The following is a 20,429-nucleotide window of genomic DNA, read 5'->3' as shown; positions in this document are numbered from 1 at the left end:
GCCCTCACCCGCCGCAAGCGCATGCAGGGCTTCGAGGCGCTGTGGCTGCCGGGCATGGACCACGCCGGCATCGCCACCCAGAACAAGGTCGAGCACCACGAACAACGTCGGCAAGTTCTGCTCCTCGGGCGCCCTGATCGATCTCAACCCCTTCTTCAAGAAGGCCGACATCGACCCGGAGACGACGTTCCCGAAGGCGATGAACGAGTACACCCAGTTCGACGGCAACCGCTGCACGGTGCCGCTGCTCGGTGACGCCTACGGCCTCTACTACAACAAGACGGCGTTCGCGAAGGCCGGCATCAAGACCCCGCCGAAGACCTGGACCGAGTTCGAGGCCGACGCCAAGAAGCTGACGATCTCCGACGGCGACAGCTACAAGCAGCTCGGGTTCATGCCGAACTACCACGGCTGGGAGAGCACGACCGAGCACTACTTCGGGCAGTTCTCGCCGACGTACTTCGACTCCAGCGGCAAGTCGAACCTCGCCAAGGACCCGGCGTTCACGGCCGGTTTCGAGCTGCAGAAGAAGCTCGTGGACGAACTCGGCGGATTCCAGAAGCTGGAGAAGTACCGCGCCACGCTCGGCGACGAGTGGGGCGCCAAGCACCCCTTCCACACCGGCCAGGTCGCCATGCAGCTGGACGGTGAGTGGCGCCTGGGCATGGCCCTGGACGCCAAGCCCAAGTTCGAGATCGGCGTGGCCCCGCTGCCCGTCCCGGACGACCAGGCCGACCAGTACGGCAAGGGCTACATCACCGGCACCATCGCCGGCATCGCCGCCACCAGCCACAAGCAGAACGCGGCCTGGGAGCTGGTGAAGTACATGACCACGGACACGGACGCGGTGGTCGGCTTCGCCAACGACATCCACAACGTGCCCTCGACACTGGCCGCCCTGAAGTCCCCGAAGCTGAAGTACGACCCGCGCTTCAAGACCTTCCTGGACATCGCCGCGAACCCGAACTCGACCACCAGCCCGGCCTCCATCAACGGCGGCCAGTACCTGGTGACGATCCAGAACTTCGGCTACGACTACGAGAGCGGCAAGGCGAAGGACCTCAAGTCCGGCCTGGAGAGCACGGCCAAGCAGATCGACACGGACATCGCGCAGGCGAAGTAGATGTCCACGATCACTCTGGCGTCGAAGCGCCGTCGATCGGCGCTTCGTACTCTCGCCTTCATGTCGCCCTGGTTGATCGGGTTCGCGGTGTTCTTCGCGTACCCGATGATCTCGACGATCTACTTCTCCTTCATGCACTACGACGGCTTCAAACCGCCGACGTGGAGCGGCACGAAGAACTGGACGTACGTCTTCGAGCACTACCCCCTGTTCTGGCCCGCCCTGCGCAACACGCTGTGGCTGGTCGTGATCACGGTGACCCTGCGGGTGCTGTTCGGGCTCGGTGTCGGTCTGCTGATCACCAAGATCAAGACGGCCACGGGCGTCTTCCGAACCCTGTTCTACCTGCCCTACCTCGCCCCGCCGGTGGCGGCCACGATGGCGTTCGCCTTCCTGCTCAACCCCGGTACGGGACCGGTCAACTCGATCCTGGAGAAGATCGGCATCCCGGCCCCGGGCTGGTTCAACGACCCCACCTGGTCCAAGCCGGCCCTCACCCTGCTCGCCCTGTGGGGCATCGGCGACCTCATGGTCATCTTCATGGCCGCGCTGCTCGACGTGCCCAAGGAGCAGTACGAGGCGGCCGAGTTGGACGGCGCCTCCGCCTGGCAGCGGTTCCGGTTCGTCACGCTGCCCAACATCTCGCCGATCGTCATGTTCGCGGTGGTCACCGGCGTGATCCAGGCGATGCAGTACTACACCCAGCCGTTGATCGCGGGGAAGGTCGCCTCGGGCGTGATCCAGGGCGCCGGCACGCAGTTCGAGCCCGGCTATCCGGAGAAGTCCACGCTCACCCTCCCCCAGCTCGTCTACAACCTCGGCTTCCAGCGCTTCGACTACGGCTCCGCGTGCGTCGTCGCCCTCGTCCTCTTCGTCCTGTCGATGGCGTTCACCGCGCTGCTGATGCGGCGGCGGGGCGGTCTCAACCTGGCAGGTGACTGACCATGACCCAAGTCCTGGACAAGCCGGTGGAGTTGGGGACCCCGGCCTCCCCCGCCGAACGCACCGCCCGCCGCCGGGCACTCCTTGAGTGGATCGCGATCCACTCGCTCGGTGTCGCGGCCGCGCTCTTCTTCGTGCTCCCGTTCGTGTTCGTGTTCCTGACCTCGCTGATGAGCGACACCCAGGCCCTCAGCCGCGATCTGATCCCGCACACCTGGGAGTGGGGCAACTACAAGAAGGTCTTCGACACCCCGGGCTTCCTGACCTGGTGGAAGAACACCCTGATCTACGCCGGTCTCGGCACCGTCCTGAGTGTCGTGTCGTCGATCCCGGTGGCGTACGCGCTCGCCAAGTTCCGCTTCCGGGGCCGGAATCTCTCCCTGATGCTGGTCATCTCGATGATGATGCTGCCGCCGCAGGTGGTCATCATCCCGATGTACCTGTTCTGGGCGAAGCAGCTGGACCTGTCCGGCACGCTGTGGCCGCTGATCATCCCGATGGCGTTCGGCGACGCGTTCACCATCTTCCTGCTGCGCCAGTTCCTGCTGACCATCCCGAACGAGTATCTCGACGCGGCGAAGGTCGACGGCTGCGGCGAACTGCGCACCCTGCTGCGGGTGGTGATCCCGATGGCCAAGCCCGGCATCGCGGCCGTCGCGCTCTTCCAGTTCTTCTACGCCTGGAACGACTACTTCGGCCCCCAGATCTACGCGTCCGAGAACCCGGGCGCCTGGACACTGAGTTACGGCCTGGAGTCCTTCAAGGGCGCGCACCACACCGACTGGAATCTGACCATGGCCGCGACCGTCCTGGTCATGGCCCCCGTGATCCTCGTCTTCTTCTTCGCCCAGAAGGCGTTCGTCGAGGGCGTCACGCTCACAGGAGTGAAGGGTTAACCCCAATATGAAACTCACCGTGGTCGGCGGAGGCTCGACCTACACACCCGAACTGATCGACGGCTTCGCCCGGTTGCGGGACACCCTGCCCATCGAGGAACTCGTGCTGGTCGACCCGGCCGCCGACCGGCTCGAACTGGTCGGCGGGCTGGCCCGGCGGATCTTCGCCAAGCAGGGCCACGACGGGAAGATCGTCACCAGCTCCGACCTGGACGCGGGCGTGGACGGCGCCGACGCGGTGCTGCTGCAACTGCGCGTCGGCGGCCAGGCGGCCCGGCAGCAGGACGAGACCTGGCCGCTGGAGTGCGGCTGCGTCGGCCAGGAGACCACCGGCGCGGGCGGCCTGGCCAAGGCGCTGCGCACGGTCCCGGTGGTCCTGGACATCGCGGAGCGGGTCCGCCGGGCCAACCCGGACGCCTGGATCATCGACTTCACCAACCCGGTGGGGATCGTGACCCGCGCGCTGCTCCAGGCCGGCCACAAGGCGGTCGGGCTGTGCAACGTGGCGATCGGCTTCCAGCGGAAGTTCGCCGGGATGCTCGGGGTCGCACCGACCGACATCCACCTCGACCACGTGGGCCTCAACCACCTCACCTGGGAGACCGGTGTGCGCCTGGGCGGCCCCGAGGGCGAGAACGTGCTGCCCAAGCTGCTGGCCGAGCACGCCGACGCGATCGCGGAGGACCTGCACCTGCCGCGCGTCCTGCTGGACCGGCTCGGCGTGGTCCCGTCGTACTACCTGCGCTACTTCTACGCCCATGACGAGGTCGTCCGCGAGCTGCGAACCAAGCCCTCGCGGGCCGCCGAAGTGGCGGAGATGGAGCGGCAGTTGCTGACGATGTACGGCGACCCGACGCTGGACGAGAAGCCGGAGCTGCTGGCCAAGCGGGGCGGCGCCTACTACTCGGAGGCGGCGGTGGACCTCGCGGCCTCGCTGCTGGGCGCGGGCGGATCCCCGTACCAGGTGGTGAACGCCTACAACCGGGGCACGCTGCCCTTCCTGCCCGACGACGCGGTGATCGAGGTGCAGGCGGCCGTCGGCCCGCAGGGCCCGACCCCGCTGCCGGTGGCCGCCGTCGACCCGCTGTACGCGGGCCTGATGGCGAACGTGACCGCCTACGAGGACCTGGCGCTGGAGGCCGCCCTGCGCGGCGGCCGCGACCGGGTGTTCAAGGCACTGCTCGCGCATCCCCTCATCGGCCAGTTCGAGTACGCCGAGACCCTCACCGACCAGCTGATCGCACACAACCAGGAGCATCTCGCGTGGGCATGACCGCACGTGTCCTCGCCGTCGACGCCGGCAACAGCAAGACCGACGTCGCGGTCGTGGCGGCCGACGGGGAGATCCTCGCCACGGCCCGCGGCGGCGGGTTCCGGCCGCCCACGGTGGGGATCGAGACGGCCGTGGACTCCGTGGCGGCGGCGGTGGAGGAGGCCTTCGCCGCGGCCGGGGTGGAGTCGGTCGAGCATGTCTCCGCCTGTCTCGCCAACGCCGACTTCCCGGTGGAGGAGGAGCAGTTGGCGGCGGCGCTGCACGCACGCGGCTGGGGCGCCGGCACGGAGGTCCGCAACGACACGTTCGCCATCCTGCGGGCCGGCATCACCGAGCCGCGCGGGGTCGCCGTGGTGTGCGGGGCGGGCATCAACTGCGTCGGCATGCGCCCCGACGGCCGCACCGCCCGCTTCCCCGCGATCGGCCGCATCTCCGGTGACTGGGGCGGTGGTTGGGGCCTGGCGGAGGAGGCCCTGTGGTTCGCCGCCCGGGCCGAGGACGGCCGCGGCGAGCCGACGGCGCTGGCGCGTGCCCTGCCCGCCCACTTCGGCCGCACCACCATGCTCGCGCTGATCGAGGCGCTGCACCTGGAGGAGGTCGCGTACGCGCGGCGGCACGAGCTGACGCCGGTCCTGTTCGCCACCGCGGCCGACGGCGACCCGGTCGCCCGCGCGCTGGTGGACCGGCTCGCGGACGAGGTGGTGACCATGGCGACGGTGGCCCTGACCCGGCTCGACCTGCTGGCGGAGGAGACCCCGGTACTCCTCGGCGGCGGTGTGCTGGCCGCGCAGCACCCCCAACTCAACGACGGCATAAGGGACTTGCTGGCGGTGCGGGCGCCGAAGGCGGTGCCGACGGTGGTCACGGCGAGCCCGGTGCTGGGGGCGGCGCTGCTGGGTCTGGACCGGGTGGGAGCGGCTGCCGAGGTGCACCGGCGCGTGCGGGCGCACTTCGAGGGGTGAGGTCGCGGGAACCGAACTGATTCCGGCGGCGTATTCATGGGCAGGGGGTGCTGCGGGCGTCGCGCCGTACCGGTATACCGGCTACTGAACCGCGATCCACCGGCTGCGATCGGATCAAGATCCAGTGAAGGCCGGTGCGGATGTCGGTGCGTGCGGCGATACTTGCGGCGACGATGACCATGGGGGAGGTCGAAGTGACACACCCGCCGAAGAGCACCACGGCGCCACCGGGTTCCGGCCTGCCCACGATGCCGGTCGTGCCGCCGCAGCAGGGACAGCCCGTGCCGCCCGCGGCGCCATCGGGTTCGCCCGCCGCGCCCGGGCCCGGTCCCGCGCGCCGTACGGCCTTCGCCGAGGGCGCCGACCGGCTGCGTGCCGCGGCGACCACCGAGCCGGGGCGGCTGCGGATCATCGGCGCGCTGCTCGCCCTGCTGGTCGTCCTCTTCGGCGCGATCACCGCCTGGCAGATGTCGGACCGGGCGGCCGCCGCCGACGACGTCCTCAACCGCAGCCAGCCGCTCAGCTCCGACGCGGCCGACATCTACCGCGCGCTGGCCGACGCCAACACCGCGGCGGCCAGCGGCTATCTGGCGGGCCTCCAGGAGAAGCCCGCGACGCGGCAGGCGTACGAGAAGGACATACGCGAGGCGGCGGCCAAGCTGGTGAAGGCCGCCGCCAACTCGGAGGCCGGATCCGAATCGGCGAACGCCATCGCCGACCTGAACGAGCAACTGCCGGAGTACAAGGGCCTGGTCGAGACGGCCCGGGCCAACAACCGGCAGGGCTTCCCGGTGGGCGGCGCCTATCTGCGCGCGGCCAACGAGAAGATGCAGCAGCAGATGCTGCCGAAGGCCCAGGACCTCTACACCTGGGAGAACCAGCGGCTGCAGTCGGACTACGCGGACGCGAAGGCGTTCCCGTGGGCCGCGCTCGGCCTCGGCGTCGCCGTGCTGGCCGCCCTGGTCTGGGCCCAGCGGCGCAACTACCAGCGCACCAACCGGGTGTTGAACCACGGCCTGGTCACCGCCTCGGGCGCCTGCGTGGTGGTCCTGCTCTGGCTGGTCGTCGGCCACACGGTCGCCCGCGCGGGCCTGAACGACTCCTACGAGCACGGCGTGCGCTCCCTCAACGTCCTCCAGGACGCCCGCATCGCCTCCCTGACGGCCCGCAGCGACGAGAACCTCAGCCTGATCCGCCGGGGCGCCGACACCAAGCAGGTCGGCGACCAGACCCTGGACGCGTACGCGGTGGGCTACGACACCGAGATCGGCCAGCTCGCCTCGGCGCTCGACAAGGCCGACTCCCTCGCCGACGACTCGGCGGGCAAGAAGCCGGTCGCGGACGCCAACAGCTTCATGAAGGCGTGGAAGGACCGGCACGGGGTGGCCCAGGGGCTGAGCGACGCGGGCAACTACCAGCAGGCCCGGGACAAGGTCATAGGGGTCGGCAAGGACCCGACGAGCGTGTGCTTCGACAACGTCGACAAGGCGCTGCGGACGGCGATCGACCATGAGCAGGGCGAGTTCGAGCAGGCCGCGAGCGGCGGCCGGGACGCGTTCAACGGGCTGCCGTACGGGGCCGCGGTGCTCGCGGTGCTGGCCGCGGCCGGCGCGGTGCTCGGCATCGGGCGCAGGCTGTCGGAGTACCGGTGAACAGGGCCGTGGTGAACAGGATTCGGGGGAAGTCGGGTCGGGGGAAGGCTCCGAAAGGGGGCGTGAGGATGAACGCACACCGTCTGTCACAGCGTCTGCGGTCCAGCCTCCGGGGCTGGGGCGGGGTGGGTGCGATGGCGGTCGCCTGCGCGCTCACCGTGGTCTTCGTGCTCGTCCCCCTGGCGCAGTCCAAGGGCGCGGACGGCTCCGTCGGCACCGGCGGCCAGGGCGTCGCCGACGGCCGGCAGGCCAAGGCGGAGGAGTGCACCAACCCGCAGGACCGGAGCCTCTCGCCGACGGGCGGCGGTGCCACCGAGACGATCGACAGGATCAAGGCCCGCACGGGCACGGACCGGCGGCTGATCGTCGGCGTCGACACCAACAGCTACCGCTGGGGCTACCTCGACCCGACCAACGCCTCCGGCGCGCTGGAGGGCTTCGACATCGATCTCGTCCACCGGATCGCCCAGGACATCCTCGGCAACCCGGACGCGGTCTCGTTCAAGGCGATACCGACCAGTCGCCGGATCGAGGCGGTCCAGAAGGGCGAGGTCGACATGGTGGTCCGCACCATGACGATCACCTGCAAGCGGCTGGAGCAAGTCGCGTTCTCCGCGCCCTACTTCAAGACCGGCCAGCAGGTCCTGGCGCCCAAGACCTCGACGATCACGGGGTACAACGACACGCTGGCCGGCAAGAGGATCTGCTCGGCCGCGACGTCGACGGCGCTGGAGCGGCTGGAGGCCGACAAGACGGCCGGCACCCTGCCCGCCGACACCGACATCAAGACCGTGGTCCCCAACCAGCTCGACTGCCTGGTGAAGTTGCAGCTCGGCGAGGTCGACGCGGTGGTGACGGACGGCGCGCTCGCCGCGAGCCAGGCCGCGCAGGACCCGGCGGTGGAGCTCAAGGGCGCGCCGTTCACCAACGAGTACTACGGCGTGGCGATGAACCAGAAGGCCGACGATCTGGTACGCCAGGTCAACCGCACCCTGCGGGACTACATCGACGACGGCGGCTGGCAGGCGTCGTACGCGAAATGGCTGCACGCGACCCTGGACCAGGGCGAGAAGAAGTCGACCTCGGCGACCCCTCCCGTGGCGCACTACAAGTGAACGACCATCTACTGACGGACGATTGACGGAACACGGCGAGACCACGGACAACGGCACACGACAGCAGCGAGAGGTGATCGATGGGCGTCACGGACCCCGCCGGGCCGGTGATGGACCGGGACGAGGTGGACCGTGCGCTGGCGCGGCTCGGCGCGGAGCACGAGGCGGTCGAGACCTCGCTGCTCGCCCTGCAGGACCACGCGGGCCGCAGACTCCTCGAAGGCGCCGAGCTGACGGGCACCACCAAGGAGCGCTGGGCGTCCGCGGACGCGTCGATCACGCTGCTGTGGGCGTACTTCGACGCGTACAGCGGCGCGTTGCGCTCCGCCCGGGACATCCGCTCCCGGCGCCGCTGGTCCAGCCGTGAGGACCTGGTGGAGCTGACGGAGCTGCTGCGCGGCGAGTGCGTCACGGTCGCCGGCTCGGTGTCCACGGAGGCCACGGCGAACGCGCCGACGCTGGGCTCCGCCGGCAAGCTCAGCCACCGCTTCTCGCTGGTCACGCTCGTGGAGCGGATGAACGAGCTGTACGCGACGAGCCTGGACATGGTCGTCGCCGCCGACGCGGTGTGGTCGGCGCTGCCCGCCCGGATCGATTTACTGGCCGCGGAGTTGCAGCGCACCCGCAAGCTCGCCCACTCCGTCGGTGTGCGCCCCGGTGAGCACCCGGCGGGCGACGACCTGGAGCGCATCACCCGCACCCTGACCTCGCTGCGCGAGCAGGTGGTGTCCGACCCGCTCGCCTACTGGGTGGCCGCGCAGGGGAGTTCGGCCCCGGGCGGCGGCCGTCCCGACACGACGGTGTACGACCGTGAGGCGCGCGCCCTGGAGGACGTGCGCCGGGAGATCGACGCCGTGCTCACCGTCCGGCAGGACGCGGAGCAGCGGCTGGTCAGGCTGCGGGACGTGCTCTCGCGCGCGGACCGCACGCTCGCCGAGGCGCGCACCGCGCGCGGTGAGGTCCTGGCGAAGATCGCCGCCACGGAGGTGCCGGTGGTCAGCGGGCCGCCGACCGTGCTGCAGGAGCAGTTGGCGACCGCTGCCGAGTACCGCAGGCACGCCCAGTGGCACCGGCTCTCGCCGCTCCTGGAGTCCCTGGAGCAGAAGGCGGAGGACGAACTGCTGCGCGCCCGCGAGTCGTTGAGCGCGGTCACCCAACCGCTCGCGGTGCGCGCGGAGTTGCGCGGCCGGCTGGACGCGTACAAGGCGAAGGTCGCCCGGCACGGGCTCGCGGAGGACCGGTTCCTCATCGAGCGGTACGACGCGGCGCGCCGCATGCTGTGGAGCGCGCCCTGCGATCTGCGGGTGGCCGAACAGGCCGTCCTGCGCTACCAGCACGCGGCGGCCGAACTGCTCACCGCGCCCCGCGCGGCGGACCAGGGCGGACCGCAGGACCGTAGGGGGCCGGGAGCATGAGCGACTCGAAGGGGGCAGCGTCGTCATGAGTCAGGCGGAACAGAAGTGCCAGCGGCCGGACTGCGAGGGCACGTACGAGGACGTGGGCGGCGGCGAGCTGTACTGCGACACGTGCGGCCTGGCCCCGGTGGTCTCGGCGGACGGCATGGTCAGCTCGCCGCCCACCGGACTGACCGGCGGCCGCAAGGGCTCGGCGAACAGCGCCAGTTCACGCTCCAGCAGCCGTGCCAGTTCGCGTACGTCGTCGCAGTCGGCGAAGTCGCGGCGCTCGGTGTCGGGCCGGCTGTCGCGGTCCGTGTCGGGCGGCTCGACTGGCCGTTCGGTGTCGGTGCGCAGTTCCGGCTCCAGTACCGGCACCAGCGGCCGCGGCCGGCTCGGGGTCGGTCTGGTGCAGGTGCCGGACGTGCCGCGGCCCGATCCGCGCGCGATGGTGCAGGACAACCCGGAGGTGCCCGAGCGCAAGCGGTTCTGCTCGCGTTCGGACTGCGGGGCGCCGGTGGGGCGTTCGCGCGGCGACTCCCCCGGGCGCACGGAGGGCTTCTGCACCAAGTGCGGCAACCCGTACTCGTTCACGCCGAAGCTGGCCGCGGGCGATGTGGTGCACGGCCAGTACGAGGTGGTCGGCTGTCTGGCGCACGGCGGGCTCGGCTGGGTCTACCTGGCCGTGGACCGCGCGGTGTCGGACCGCTGGGTCGTGCTCAAGGGCCTGCTGGACACCGGTGACCAGGACGCGATGGCGGCGGCGATCTCCGAGCGGCGGTTCCTGGCGGAGATCGAGCACTCCAACATCGTGCGGATCTACAACTTCGTGGAGCACCTCGACCAGCGCACCGGCTCGCTCGACGGCTACATCGTCATGGAGTACGTCGGCGGCAAGTCGCTGAAGGAGATCGCCAACGACCGCCGCACGCCCGAGGGCAAGCGCGACCCGCTGCCGGTGGAGCAGGCGTGCGCGTACGGCATCGAGGCGCTTGAGGCGCTCGGCCATCTGCACAGCCGCAACCTCCTGTACTGCGACTTCAAGGTCGACAACGCGATCCAGACCGAGGACCAGCTGAAGCTGATCGACATGGGCGCGGTGCGCAGGATGGACGACGACGAGTCGGCCATCTACGGCACGGTGGGCTACCAGGCGCCGGAGGTCGCGGAGGTCGGCCCGTCGGTGGCCAGCGACCTGTACACGGTCGCCCGCACCCTCGCGGTGATGACCTTCGACTTCCAGGGCTACACGAACGTCTTCGTGGACTCCCTGCCCGACCCCGACAACATCGAGGTCTTCCGCCAGTACGAGTCCTTCTACCGGCTCCTGGTCCGCGCCACCGACCCCGACCCGGCCCGCCGGTTCGCCTCCGCGCAGGAGATGGCCGAGCAGCTGACCGGCGTGCTGCGCGAGGTCGTCTCGCTGCAGACGGGCCGCGCCCGGCCGGCCGTGTCGACGCTGTTCGGGCCCGAACTGAAGGTCACGGACGCGGAGTTGTTCCCGAAGCTGACCGGCGAGGTCTCGCGCCTCGGCGCCCGGGCGACAGCGCGGCAGCCGCAGCCCGAGCTCGCCTCGGCCGACACTCCCGCGCTGGTCAAGTCGGTCGACTCACCGGCCGCCGCGCTCGCCCTGCCGGTCCCGCACGTCGACCCCGCCGACCCCAACGCGGGCTTCCTCGCGGGTCTGATGACCACCGCGGCGACCGAGCTGCTCGGCGCCCTGGCCGCCGCCCCCGCCCAGTCGGCCGAGACCCGGCTGCGGCAGATCCGCGCCTGGCTGGAGAACGGCGACTCGGCGACCGCGCTGAACGCCCTGCAGGCCCTGGAGAGCGAGCGCCCCGACGACTGGCGGGTGGTCTGGTACCGGGGCGCCGCCGCCCTGGTCACCGGCGACCAGGAGGGCGCCGCGCTCGCCTTCGACGCGATCTACGACGCCTTCCCCGGCGAGATCGCCCCCAAGCTGGCCCTCGGGCTGTGCGCGGAGGTGCTGGGGCAGCTGGACAACGCGGCCGAGTACTACCGCCTGGTCTGGTCGACCGACCCCAGCTATGTCAGCTCCGCCTTCGCGCTGGCCCGCGTCCAGCTGGCCAGCGGGGACCGCGCAGGGGCCGTACGGACGCTGGAGTCGGTGCCGGAGTCGTCCATCCACTACACGGCCGCGCGCGTGGCCGCCGTACGGGCGCGGCTGCGTCAACGCACGGCGGTCGCCGCGGACGTACCCTTCCTGGACGACCTGAGCGCCGCCGCGGGGCAGGTCGAGGCGCTGGACGCGTACGGTCTGGACCCGGCTCGCCGGGAGCAGTTGTCGGCCGAGGTCCTCGGCTGCGCGCTGGACTGGATACTCTCCGGAGGCCAGGGTTCGGCGCCCGCGCGGCGGGTGCTGCTCGGCAGCGACCTGGACGAGCGGGGCCTCCGCTTCGGCCTGGAGCGTTCGTACCGCACGCTGGCCCGGCTGGCGCGGGGCGGCGAGGAGAGGATCGACCTGGTGGAACGTGCCAACCGTTACCGCCCCCGGACGTGGGTGTAGCTGATGTCGCAGATGCCCCAGCTGTCCGCGTGCCCGAGCTGCGAGTGGCCGCTCGAGTCGGGCGACCGCTTCTGCGGTGCGTGCGGATACGACCTGTCCGCGGTGCCCGCACCGCCCGACGACCACCCCACGGTCATGCTGAACGGCACGGATCTGCCGTCCGGTGACGACGGCGTGGCCTGGCCCGTCGCCCCCGAGCCGAGCAGTTCGAGCACGCCCGGGGCGACCCATCTGCCGACGGATCTGCGCGGCACGGACTCGGGCGGCACCCCGCTGCCCCCGCAGCACCCCCCGTCGCTGCCCCAGGCCGCCGGGCTGCCGACCGGTCCGCCCACCGGATCGCCGGTCTCGCCGGCCTCCGGGGTGCGCTTCGACCGGCCGCCGGAGCCGGACGAGTACCCGCTGCAGGCACCGGACCCGCGGCTGGCCGAGCAGGCCGGTCCTGCGGCCGAGGCCAAGGTGTGCGTGGCCTGCCGGGCGGGCCGCGTGGACCGGGACGGCTACTGCGAGAACTGCGGGCACGCCCAGCCCCGCGAGCGCGACCACATGGAGCAGGAGTGCGGCCCGCTGGCCGCCGTCAGCGACCGGGGTCTGCGCCACCACCGCAACGAGGACGCGTTCGGCATCGGCCTCGCCACCCTGCCCGACGGCTCGCCCGCGTCGGTGGCGATCGTCTGCGACGGCGTCTCCTCGGCGACCCGCCCCGACGACGCCTCGCTCGCCGCGGCCCGGGTCGCCACCGAGTCGCTGCTGGCCGCCCTGCCCCGCGGCACCCACCCGCAGCAGGCGCTGCACGACGCGATCGTCGCCGCCTCGCAGGCCGTCAACGCGCTGGCCGACGAGCCCGCCACGGCCCGCGAGCACGCCCCGCACCAGAACGCGCCGGCCTGCACCATCGTCGGCTCCGTGGTGACCGCGGGACTGCTGGTGGTCGGCTGGGTCGGCGACAGCCGCGCCTACTGGGTCCCGGTGGACCGCGCCTCACCGCCGGCCCGGCTCACCGAGGACGACTCGTGGGCCGCGCAGATGGTCGCCGCGGGCCTGATGAACGAGGCCGAGGCCTACGCAGACGAGCGCGCCCACGCGATCACCGGCTGGCTCGGCGCGGACGCCTACGAACTGGAGCCGCACACGGCTTCCTTCAAGCCGGACCGGCCGGGTGTAGTGGTGGTGTGCACCGACGGGCTGTGGAACTACGCGGAGGCGGCCGAGGACATGGCCGAGGTCGTCCCGCCGGACGCGGCCGTCCGCCCGCTGCACAGCGCCCAGGTTCTGGTCGGCCACGCCCTGGACGGCGGGGGCCACGACAACGTAACAGTGGCCGTCGTGCCGTTCCCGGCCCTGCCTCAGGGGGCAGGATCGGCCTGAGGCCGTACCCGGGGAACGCACGGCAGCGCACGGACGGACCGGAGGGGACCGGTTCGTATGACGTCATCGCCCCGCCAACTGTGGGGTTTTGAGGGGGATTTGAGTAGGCATGGCCAATTTCGCGAAGTCGAACGTGCCGCAGTTCTCGGTGGACGTGTACCAGAACGAGTACCTGCCGGCCGACGGCAACGAGGTCAACGCGATCGTCACGGTGACCGCCACCGGCGGCGGCACGATCGGCACTCCGGTCGCCGCGCCCCAGCTCTACGCGCCGGGACGGGGGCCGTCCGCGGCCGTGGCGATCATGGTCGACTGTTCCGGCTCGATGGACTACCCGGCGACCAAGATGCGCAACGCGCGGGACGCCACCGCCGCCGCGATCGACACCCTGCGGGACGGGGTGCACTTCGCGGTGATCGGCGGCACCCATGTGGCCAAGGAGGTCTACCCGGGCGGCGGGAGTCTGGCGGTCGCCGACGCCGCCACCCGCGAGCAGGCCAAGCAGGCGCTGCGCAAGCTGAGCGCGGGCGGCGGTACGGCCATCGGCACCTGGCTGCGCCTGGCCGACCGGCTGCTGTCCTCGGCGGACGTGGCGATCCGGCACGGCATCCTGCTCACCGACGGCCGCAACGAGCACGAGTCGCCCGAGAACCTGAAGGCCGCGCTCGACTCCTGCGCCGGCCGTTTCACCTGTGACGCCCGCGGCGTGGGCACCGACTGGGAAGTGAAAGAAGTCACAGGGATCGCCTCCGCGCTGCTCGGCACGGCCGACATCGTCGCCGACCCGGCCGCCCTCGCCTCCGACTTCACGCGGATGATGGAGAAGGCGATGGGCAAGGAGGTCGCCGACGTCGCGCTGCGGGTGTGGACGCCGGTGGGCACGACCATCAAGTTCGTCAAGCAAGTCGCGCCCACGGTCGAGGAGTTGACCGACCGCCGCACCGAGGCCGGGCCGCGCGCGGGCGACTACCCCACCGGGTCCTGGGGAGACGAGTCCCGTGACTACCACGTCTGCGTCGAGGTCCCGACGGCCGGCATCGGCCAGGAGATGCTCGCCGCCCGGGTCTCGCTGGTCGTCCCGCAGCCCGACGGCAGCACTCAGAACCTGGGCGCCCAGGGGCTCGTACGGGCCATGTGGACCGACGACATGGCCGCCTCGACGTCGATCAACCCTCAGGTCGCCCACTACACCGGGCAGGCCGAACTGGCACAAGCCATCCAACAAGGGCTCGATCTACGCAAAGCGGGAGACATCGACGGAGCAACGGCCAAACTGGGCAGGGCCGTTCAGCTCGCGAGCGACTCCGGAAACGCGGATACTGCGAAACTGCTTGCGAAGGTGGTGGACGTGGTCGATGCCGCTGCAGGTACTGTGCGACTGAAGGCGAAGGTCGAGTCGGCCGACGAGATGACTCTCGAGACACGGTCCACAAAGACTGTTCGTGTAAAGAAGTAACGCGAGAAACGATGAAGGAAAGGGGGACGAGCCGACATGCCGACCTGCCCGAACGGACACCAGTCGGGTTCCGACGACTGGTGCGAGGTCTGCGGTCACCGCATGGCCGGTGCCGTGCCTCCGCCCCCGCCTCCGCCACCCGGTGGCGGCTACGGCTTCCCGCCGCCCGGCCAGGGTCAAGGCCAGGGCCAGGGTCAGGGCGGGCGTTCCCACCTGTCCGCCGTGCCGGACCGCGCCGAGCCGGAGCTCTGCCCGCAGTGCCGCACGCCCCGTGAGGGCGGTGCGCCCTTCTGCGAGGAGTGCCGGTGGAACTTCCTGACGAACACCGCGACCTCGTACACCCCGGCCGCCCCGCGGCCCCCGGCGCCCGGCCAGGGCCCGGGTCCCGGTCCCGGCGGCCCGCGCTACCAGCAGCAGCCGCCGCCCCCGCCGACGTTCGGCGGCGCCGACTCGTACGAGTACCAGGGCTCCCGCCCGTCCCAGATGAACCGGCCCGCAGAACCGATCCCGCCGTACGGCTCCGACCCGTCGGGCCCCGGTGGCCAGGGCGGACCGGGTGGCCAGGGCGAGCAGGGCGGCCCCGGCGGTCTCTTCGGTAACCCTCCGGGTGGTCCCGGCGGTCAGGGCGGTTATGGCAACCAGCCCGGCGGCCAGGGCGGTCCCGGTGGCTACGGCAATCCTCCCGGCGGCCCCGGTGGCCAGGGCGGTTACGGAAACCAGCCCGGCGGCCAGGGCGGGTACAACAACCCGCCCGGTGGCTACGGCGACCCCTCGCGTCCGGTCCCGCCGCCGCCCGGGCCCACCCCGCCCGCCGGTCCCGGCGCGACCTCGGGCGCCCCGCAGGCGTACCAGCAGCAGTCCGCTCCGCCCGCCTTCCCGCAGGAGACGGGACGCCCGCCGCAGCAGGGCGGTCCGTCCTTCGGCGGCGGTGACGACGACTGGGTGCTCTCCCCGCCCGCCGGCGGCCAGGGCGGACCCGGCGGCCAGCGTCCCGGTCCCGGCGGTGGCTACGGCTATCCGCAGCCCGGCGCGACCCAGGCCCCGCCCGGACCCGCGTTCCCGCAGGCACCGCAGCAGCCCGCGACCTGGACGGCGACGATCGGTCCGGACCGCGAGTACTTCATGGCGATGATGCAGCGCTCGGGCCCCGAGGCCGCGGGGCTCAACCTGCCCGCGTACTCGCCCGAGCAGCAGCGCACCCTCGGCGGCAACCAGGTCACCATCGGCCGCCGCCGCCACTCCACCGGCGACACCCCCGACATCGACCTGGCGGTGCCCCCGGAGGACCCGGGCGTCTCGCACCAGCACGCGGTGCTGGTCCAGCAGCCGGACGGCAGCTGGGCGGTCGTCGACCAGAACTCGACGAACGGTACGACGGTCAACGGCGGCGAGGAGCCGATCCAGCCGTTCGTGCCGGTGCCGTTGCAGGACGGGGACCGGGTGCACGTGGGGGCGTGGACGACGATCACGGTCCGCCGGGGCTGAGAGTTCTCAACCCGCGAGGGGCCAGGCGTACGGCCCCTCCGGGTCGTCCAGCCAGGCCCACTCGTGCTCGCCGCTGACCGTGATGCCGTACCGCTCCCGTCGTGGCATGCCCTCGCGGTTCCACAGCGCGTACGCCTCCTGCGGGTCGAGGCTGCCGCGGCTGAGGGCGAGCAGGAAGCGGAAGAGTTCGTGGTCGCGGGCGCTGCTCGGCACCCCGCCGAGCGGTACCGGCTCGCGGTCCGGTCTGCCCTCGCCGCGCAACGGCACGAAGTAGGCGGGCGTGTGCAGGAAGTGGCCCTCGGCATGACCGGCGTCCCGGACCGTCAGGGCGAGCAGGCCGGTGGCCAGCGGGGTCAGGATCCGGGCGCCGGGGCGGCACTGGGCGAGCCAGGCGTGCGGGACCGAGGTCAGCGCGCAGGTCGCGATGATCCGGTCGAAGGGGGCGCGCTCGGGGACTCCGCGCGCGCCGTCGCCGGTCACGACGGCCGGGTGGTGACCGGCCGCGGCCAGGTGCCGGCTCGCGGCCTCCGTGATGTCCGGGTACAGGTCGACCGTCGTGACCAGGTCGTCGTCGCCGAGCCGGTGGGCCAGCAGGGCCGCGTTGTAGCCGGTGCCCGCGCCGACCTCAAGGACCCGGTCGCCGTCCCTCACCCGTAGCTCGGCCAGCATCATCGCCATCAGCGAGGGCTGGCTGCTGGAGGAGACCAGTTCGCCGTCGCGCAGCCGGGTGGCGAGCGGGGCGTCGGCGTAGACCCCGCGCAGCCAGCGCTCCCGGGTGCGCGGATCGGGGCTCTCGCCCCAGCGCCGCTCGTAGCCGCCCTCGACGGCGACGTAGTAGTACGGCACGAACAGATGGCGCGGCACCGCCTCGAAGGCCTCGCGCCACACGGGGTCGTGCGCCCACACCCCGGTCGCCTCGATCACCCGCACCAGCGCGGCCCGCGCCGAGCCGGCCAACTCGGCGAGGTCCTTGTCGAGTGCGTACGCGCTCATACCCTCCACTGTGCTGCGGCGGGCGGACGGACGCGAGTGCCGGGGGCCGGGTACGGGGGTGCACGTGCCGGAATGGTGTGTGCCCGATTCCGTCCAAGACCTAAGCCTTGAGTCCTGGTCCGCCCTGTCTGAGACCATGGAGGCGTGACAGAGATCCGGCGCGGCACGCTTCAGGAGCAGACCTTCTACGAGCAGGTCGGCGGGGAGGAGACCTTCCGCCGACTCGTCCACCGCTTCTACCAGGGCGTGGCCGAGGACCCGCTGCTGCGGCCCATGTACCCGGAGGAGGACCTGGGCCCGGCCGAGGAGCGTCTGACCCTCTTCCTCATGCAGTACTGGGGCGGCCCGACGACGTACAGCGACAACCGCGGCCACCCCCGGCTGCGCATGCGCCACGTGCCCTTCACGGTGAACCGCGCGGCGCACGACGCCTGGCTGAAGCACATGCGGGACGCGGTGGACGAGCTGGGCCTGTCCGAGGAGCACGAGCAGACGCTGTGGAAGTACCTGACGTACGCGGCGGCCTCGATGGTGAACACCCCGGACTGAGCCGGGACGAGCCGGACCTGAGCCGGGACAGGCCGGACCGACCCGATCCGGTCGAACGTGATCCTCCGCGTCACGATCCGGTCAAGCTCGGGCAGTAGGCGCTTACCCGAATTGCCTTCCGTCTGAAAGCATCGCCCGCAGGTCTGGACAACTTCCAGGCGGCCACGGGGGGTCGGGGTGACGGTGTTCGGTGCGGTGACGAGGCTTGTCCTGCTGCGCGCCCGCGCACACCGCCTGCTGCTGACCGCCGCTCTCCTCACGGTCCTGCTGACCACGGCGGTCCTCGCGACCCTCACCGCCTACTCGACCGCGATCGACGACGCGGCCCTGCGCCACTCCCTCCAGGACCCCCGCAACGCGGCCGACACCGCCCTGATCGTCAAGGCCGACGTTCCGGCCGAGGGGCGTACGGCCGCCGACCGTGCCGTACGGCAGGGTGCGCGGCGGACCTTCGACGGGCTGCCGGTCACCGTACGGACGCTGCCCCGCTCGGGCCCGTACGCCCTGCCGCGCTCCCTCCAGACACCGGCCGAGCGCTCGGCCGACCCGGATCTGACGTACCTCGCGGCGCTGGATCCGACGCAGGTGCGGATCGTGGAAGGGCGGCAGCCCCGGGCGGGGGCCGGCGCCTCCGAGGGCCTCGTCGAGGCCGCGCTCCCCCAGACCGCCGCCCGTGCCCTCGGTCTGAAGCCCGGTGCCCGGCTCACCCTCGCCGACCGCCTCGGCGGCCCGAAGGTCCGCGTCACGCTCACCGGCCTGTACCGGCCCGTCGCCGCGGACGCCCCGTACTGGCGGCTGGACGACCTCGGCGGCCGCGGCATCAGGACGGTCGGCTTCACGACGTACGGTCCCCTCCTCACCGCCCCCGACGTCATCACCGGCGGCGGGGTGAGCGCCGGTCCGTCGGGCTGGCTGGCGTCGGCCGACTTCTCGACGCTGACGACGGCCCGGATCGACGCGCTCGGCGCGAGCGCCGCCGCCGGCAGCGCGGCCCTGCGCAAGCAGCCCGCGCTCAGCGGTACGACGGCCACGGCCACCGCCCTGCCCGACGTCCTCGACCGGATCCAGCGCTCGCTGCTCGTCTCCCGTTCGACCCTGCTGATCATCGCGCTGCAACTCGCCCTGCTCGCCTCCTGCGCGCTGTTGCTCGTGGCCCGGCTGCTGAGCGCCGAACGCACCGGCGAGACACGGCTGTTGAGAGCGCGCGGTGCCTCCCGCCGCCGGATCGCCGCGCTCGCCGCCCTGGAGGCGCTGTTCCTCGCGGTGCCCGCGGTGGTGTGCGCGCCGCTGCTGGCGGGACCGCTCACCCGGCTCCTTGCCGGGCGCGGGGCCCTGGCCCGGATCGGGCTGCACCTGGACGTACCGGCCGGCGGGCGCCTCGGCGTCTGGCTGGTGGCCGCGGGCGTGGCCCTCGGCTGCGCGCTGGCGGTGACACTGCCCGCCCTCACGGTCGAGGGCTTCCGCCCGCGCCGGTCCCGCGCACTGCCCGCTCCGCTGCGCGCGGGCGCGGACCTGGGCCTGCTGGCGGTGGCCGGGGTGGCGTACTGGCAGCTGGGCCGGCAGACCACCGGCGCCGTCTCCGACGACACCTCGGGCACCCTCGGCATCGACCCGCTGCTGGTGGCGGCCCCGGCGCTCGCGCTGCTCGCCGGCACGGTACTGACCCTGCGGCTGCTGCCGCTGGTGGCGCGGCTCGCGGAGCGCCGGGCGGCCGGCGGGCGCGGGCTGACGGCGGCCCTCGCGGGCTGGCAGCTCAGCCGCCGCCCGATGCGCGGCGCGGGCCCCGTCCTGCTGCTGGTCCTCGCGGTCGCCCTCGGCATGCTGGCCATCGGCCAGGGCGCGTCCTGGAACCGCTCGCAGAACGACCAGGCCGACTTCGGCGCCGGCACCCAGGTCCGCGTCCAGGGCGCGGGCGACGCGGGCCTCGGCCGCACGGACGCCTACGCGGCCCTCCCCCACGTACAGGAAGCCGCCCCCGCCGTCCGCACCGAACTCCCCCTCTCCGACAGCCGCACGGCGACCGTGCTGGCGCTGGACACCCGGCACGCGGCCCAAGGGGTGCTGCTGCGCCGGGACTTGGCGCCCAAGGAGGTCGGGCCGTTGGTGCGGGGGTTGGGGGGACTGCCCGCGGCGGCCGGTGCCAAGGTGCCCGCGCACAGCTCCCGAGTGCGGCTGACGGCAACCCTGTTCAGCACGCCCCGCCAGAGCACGACGGCGGATGTGACGGTCACTCTGGAGGACGCGTACGGCACCCCGTACGAGATACCGGTCGGTGAACTCCCCGCCGACGGACGCCCGCACACCCTGGACCTGGGCACCGCCACGGGCCCGGTCACCCTCACCGGCATGCAGCTGGTGCTGCCCCAGCCCGTCGGGCACTCGGAGCGACACCGTTTGGTGCTGGGCGAGTTGACGGCAACGGGTGCCGACGGGACGGCCCGGCCGGTGTCGTTGCCCGCCGGGTGGAAGGCCGTCGTGCACGGTGACGGGCTGTCGACCTCGCCGGACCGGTCCGCCAACCCGACCAAGCCGAAGGTGAGTTCGTCCGGGCCGCCGACCGTCACGTACGGCACGGGATATGTGCCGGCCGACGAGGCCTGGATCGCCCCCGCGGTGACCGTGCGCGTCCAGGTGGCGCAGCCGAAGCCGCCCGAGGTCACCGCCGTCGTGACGGACCGCTTCCTCACCTCGGCG

At 72.2% G+C, this 20,429-nt stretch carries 14 protein-coding genes and 2 pseudogenes; 15 read left to right on the top strand and 1 reads right to left on the bottom strand.

Annotation, left to right across the window (positions count from 1 at the left end; translation table 11 throughout):
* From ACWDR3_RS40445 to ACWDR3_RS40385, 13 genes and pseudogenes are all read left to right on the top strand, one after another.
* Window positions 1-93: pseudogene (locus tag ACWDR3_RS40445) on the top strand (class I tRNA ligase family protein); the annotation flags it as partial.
* Window positions 89-1,123: pseudogene (locus ACWDR3_RS40440) on the top strand (extracellular solute-binding protein); the annotation flags it as partial. The pseudogenes ACWDR3_RS40445 and ACWDR3_RS40440, both read left to right, overlap by 5 nt.
* Window positions 1,124-2,065: a carbohydrate ABC transporter permease gene (locus ACWDR3_RS40435; RefSeq protein WP_124000017.1), complete on the top strand. Its 942-nt coding sequence runs from the start codon at window positions 1,124-1,126 to the stop codon at window positions 2,063-2,065.
* A gap of 2 nt (window positions 2,066-2,067) precedes the next feature.
* A complete protein-coding gene (locus tag ACWDR3_RS40430; protein ID WP_450357592.1) occupies window positions 2,068-2,961 on the top strand; it encodes a carbohydrate ABC transporter permease in 894 nt (297 codons plus the stop codon).
* 7 nt (window positions 2,962-2,968) lie between these two features.
* Window positions 2,969-4,234 carry a 6-phospho-beta-glucosidase gene (locus tag ACWDR3_RS40425; RefSeq protein ID WP_450357591.1) on the top strand — a complete coding sequence of 422 codons (1,266 nt, stop codon included), beginning with the start codon at window positions 2,969-2,971 and terminating at the stop codon, window positions 4,232-4,234.
* On the top strand, window positions 4,225-5,196 hold the full coding sequence (locus ACWDR3_RS40420) for an N-acetylglucosamine kinase (RefSeq protein ID WP_450357590.1): 972 nt from the start codon (window positions 4,225-4,227) through the stop codon (window positions 5,194-5,196). The genes ACWDR3_RS40425 and ACWDR3_RS40420 overlap by 10 nt, the downstream gene beginning before the upstream one ends.
* Before the next feature lie 194 nt (window positions 5,197-5,390).
* Window positions 5,391-6,848, top strand: coding sequence for a hypothetical protein (locus tag ACWDR3_RS40415; protein WP_450357589.1), 1,458 nt, complete (start codon window positions 5,391-5,393; stop codon window positions 6,846-6,848).
* A gap of 68 nt (window positions 6,849-6,916) precedes the next feature.
* Window positions 6,917-7,963, top strand: coding sequence for a glutamate ABC transporter substrate-binding protein (locus ACWDR3_RS40410; RefSeq protein WP_450357588.1), 1,047 nt, complete (start codon window positions 6,917-6,919; stop codon window positions 7,961-7,963).
* 80 nt (window positions 7,964-8,043) lie between these two features.
* Window positions 8,044-9,378, top strand: a complete 1,335-nt coding sequence (locus tag ACWDR3_RS40405) for a hypothetical protein (RefSeq protein ID WP_450357587.1) — start codon at window positions 8,044-8,046, stop codon at window positions 9,376-9,378.
* A gap of 25 nt (window positions 9,379-9,403) precedes the next feature.
* On the top strand, window positions 9,404-11,884 hold the full coding sequence (locus ACWDR3_RS40400; RefSeq protein ID WP_450357586.1) for a tetratricopeptide repeat protein: 2,481 nt from the start codon (window positions 9,404-9,406) through the stop codon (window positions 11,882-11,884).
* Complete coding sequence (locus ACWDR3_RS40395; RefSeq protein ID WP_450357593.1) at window positions 11,885-13,252, top strand: protein phosphatase 2C domain-containing protein; 1,368 nt, start codon at window positions 11,885-11,887, stop codon at window positions 13,250-13,252.
* 109 nt (window positions 13,253-13,361) lie between these two features.
* Complete coding sequence (locus tag ACWDR3_RS40390) at window positions 13,362-14,708, top strand: vWA domain-containing protein (RefSeq protein WP_450357585.1); 1,347 nt, start codon at window positions 13,362-13,364, stop codon at window positions 14,706-14,708.
* Window positions 14,709-14,744: 36 nt separating this feature from the next.
* The gene (locus ACWDR3_RS40385) at window positions 14,745-16,193 is read left to right on the top strand and encodes an FHA domain-containing protein (RefSeq protein ID WP_450357584.1); all 1,449 of its coding nucleotides are present in this window, start codon (window positions 14,745-14,747) and stop codon (window positions 16,191-16,193) included.
* Between the two features lie 6 nt (window positions 16,194-16,199).
* Here the strand turns inward: ACWDR3_RS40385 and ACWDR3_RS40380 are convergent, their stop codons facing one another.
* Window positions 16,200-17,186, bottom strand: a complete 987-nt coding sequence (locus tag ACWDR3_RS40380) for a methyltransferase domain-containing protein (protein WP_450357583.1) — start codon at window positions 17,184-17,186, stop codon at window positions 16,200-16,202.
* A 144-nt stretch (window positions 17,187-17,330) separates the two neighbouring features.
* On the opposite strand from ACWDR3_RS40380, the gene ACWDR3_RS40375 reads away from it, so the two are divergent.
* Both ACWDR3_RS40375 and ACWDR3_RS40370 read left to right on the top strand, forming a co-directional pair.
* Window positions 17,331-17,735: a globin gene (locus tag ACWDR3_RS40375; RefSeq protein ID WP_450357582.1), complete on the top strand. Its 405-nt coding sequence runs from the start codon at window positions 17,331-17,333 to the stop codon at window positions 17,733-17,735.
* A 195-nt stretch (window positions 17,736-17,930) separates the two neighbouring features.
* Window positions 17,931-20,429: FtsX-like permease family protein (locus ACWDR3_RS40370; RefSeq protein WP_450357581.1), on the top strand; the 2,499-nt coding region annotated here is incomplete at its 3' end.

It is taken from the genome of Streptomyces sp. NPDC001002 (genome assembly GCF_053599215.1).
This window is presented reverse-complemented; position numbering and strand designations above follow the sequence as displayed.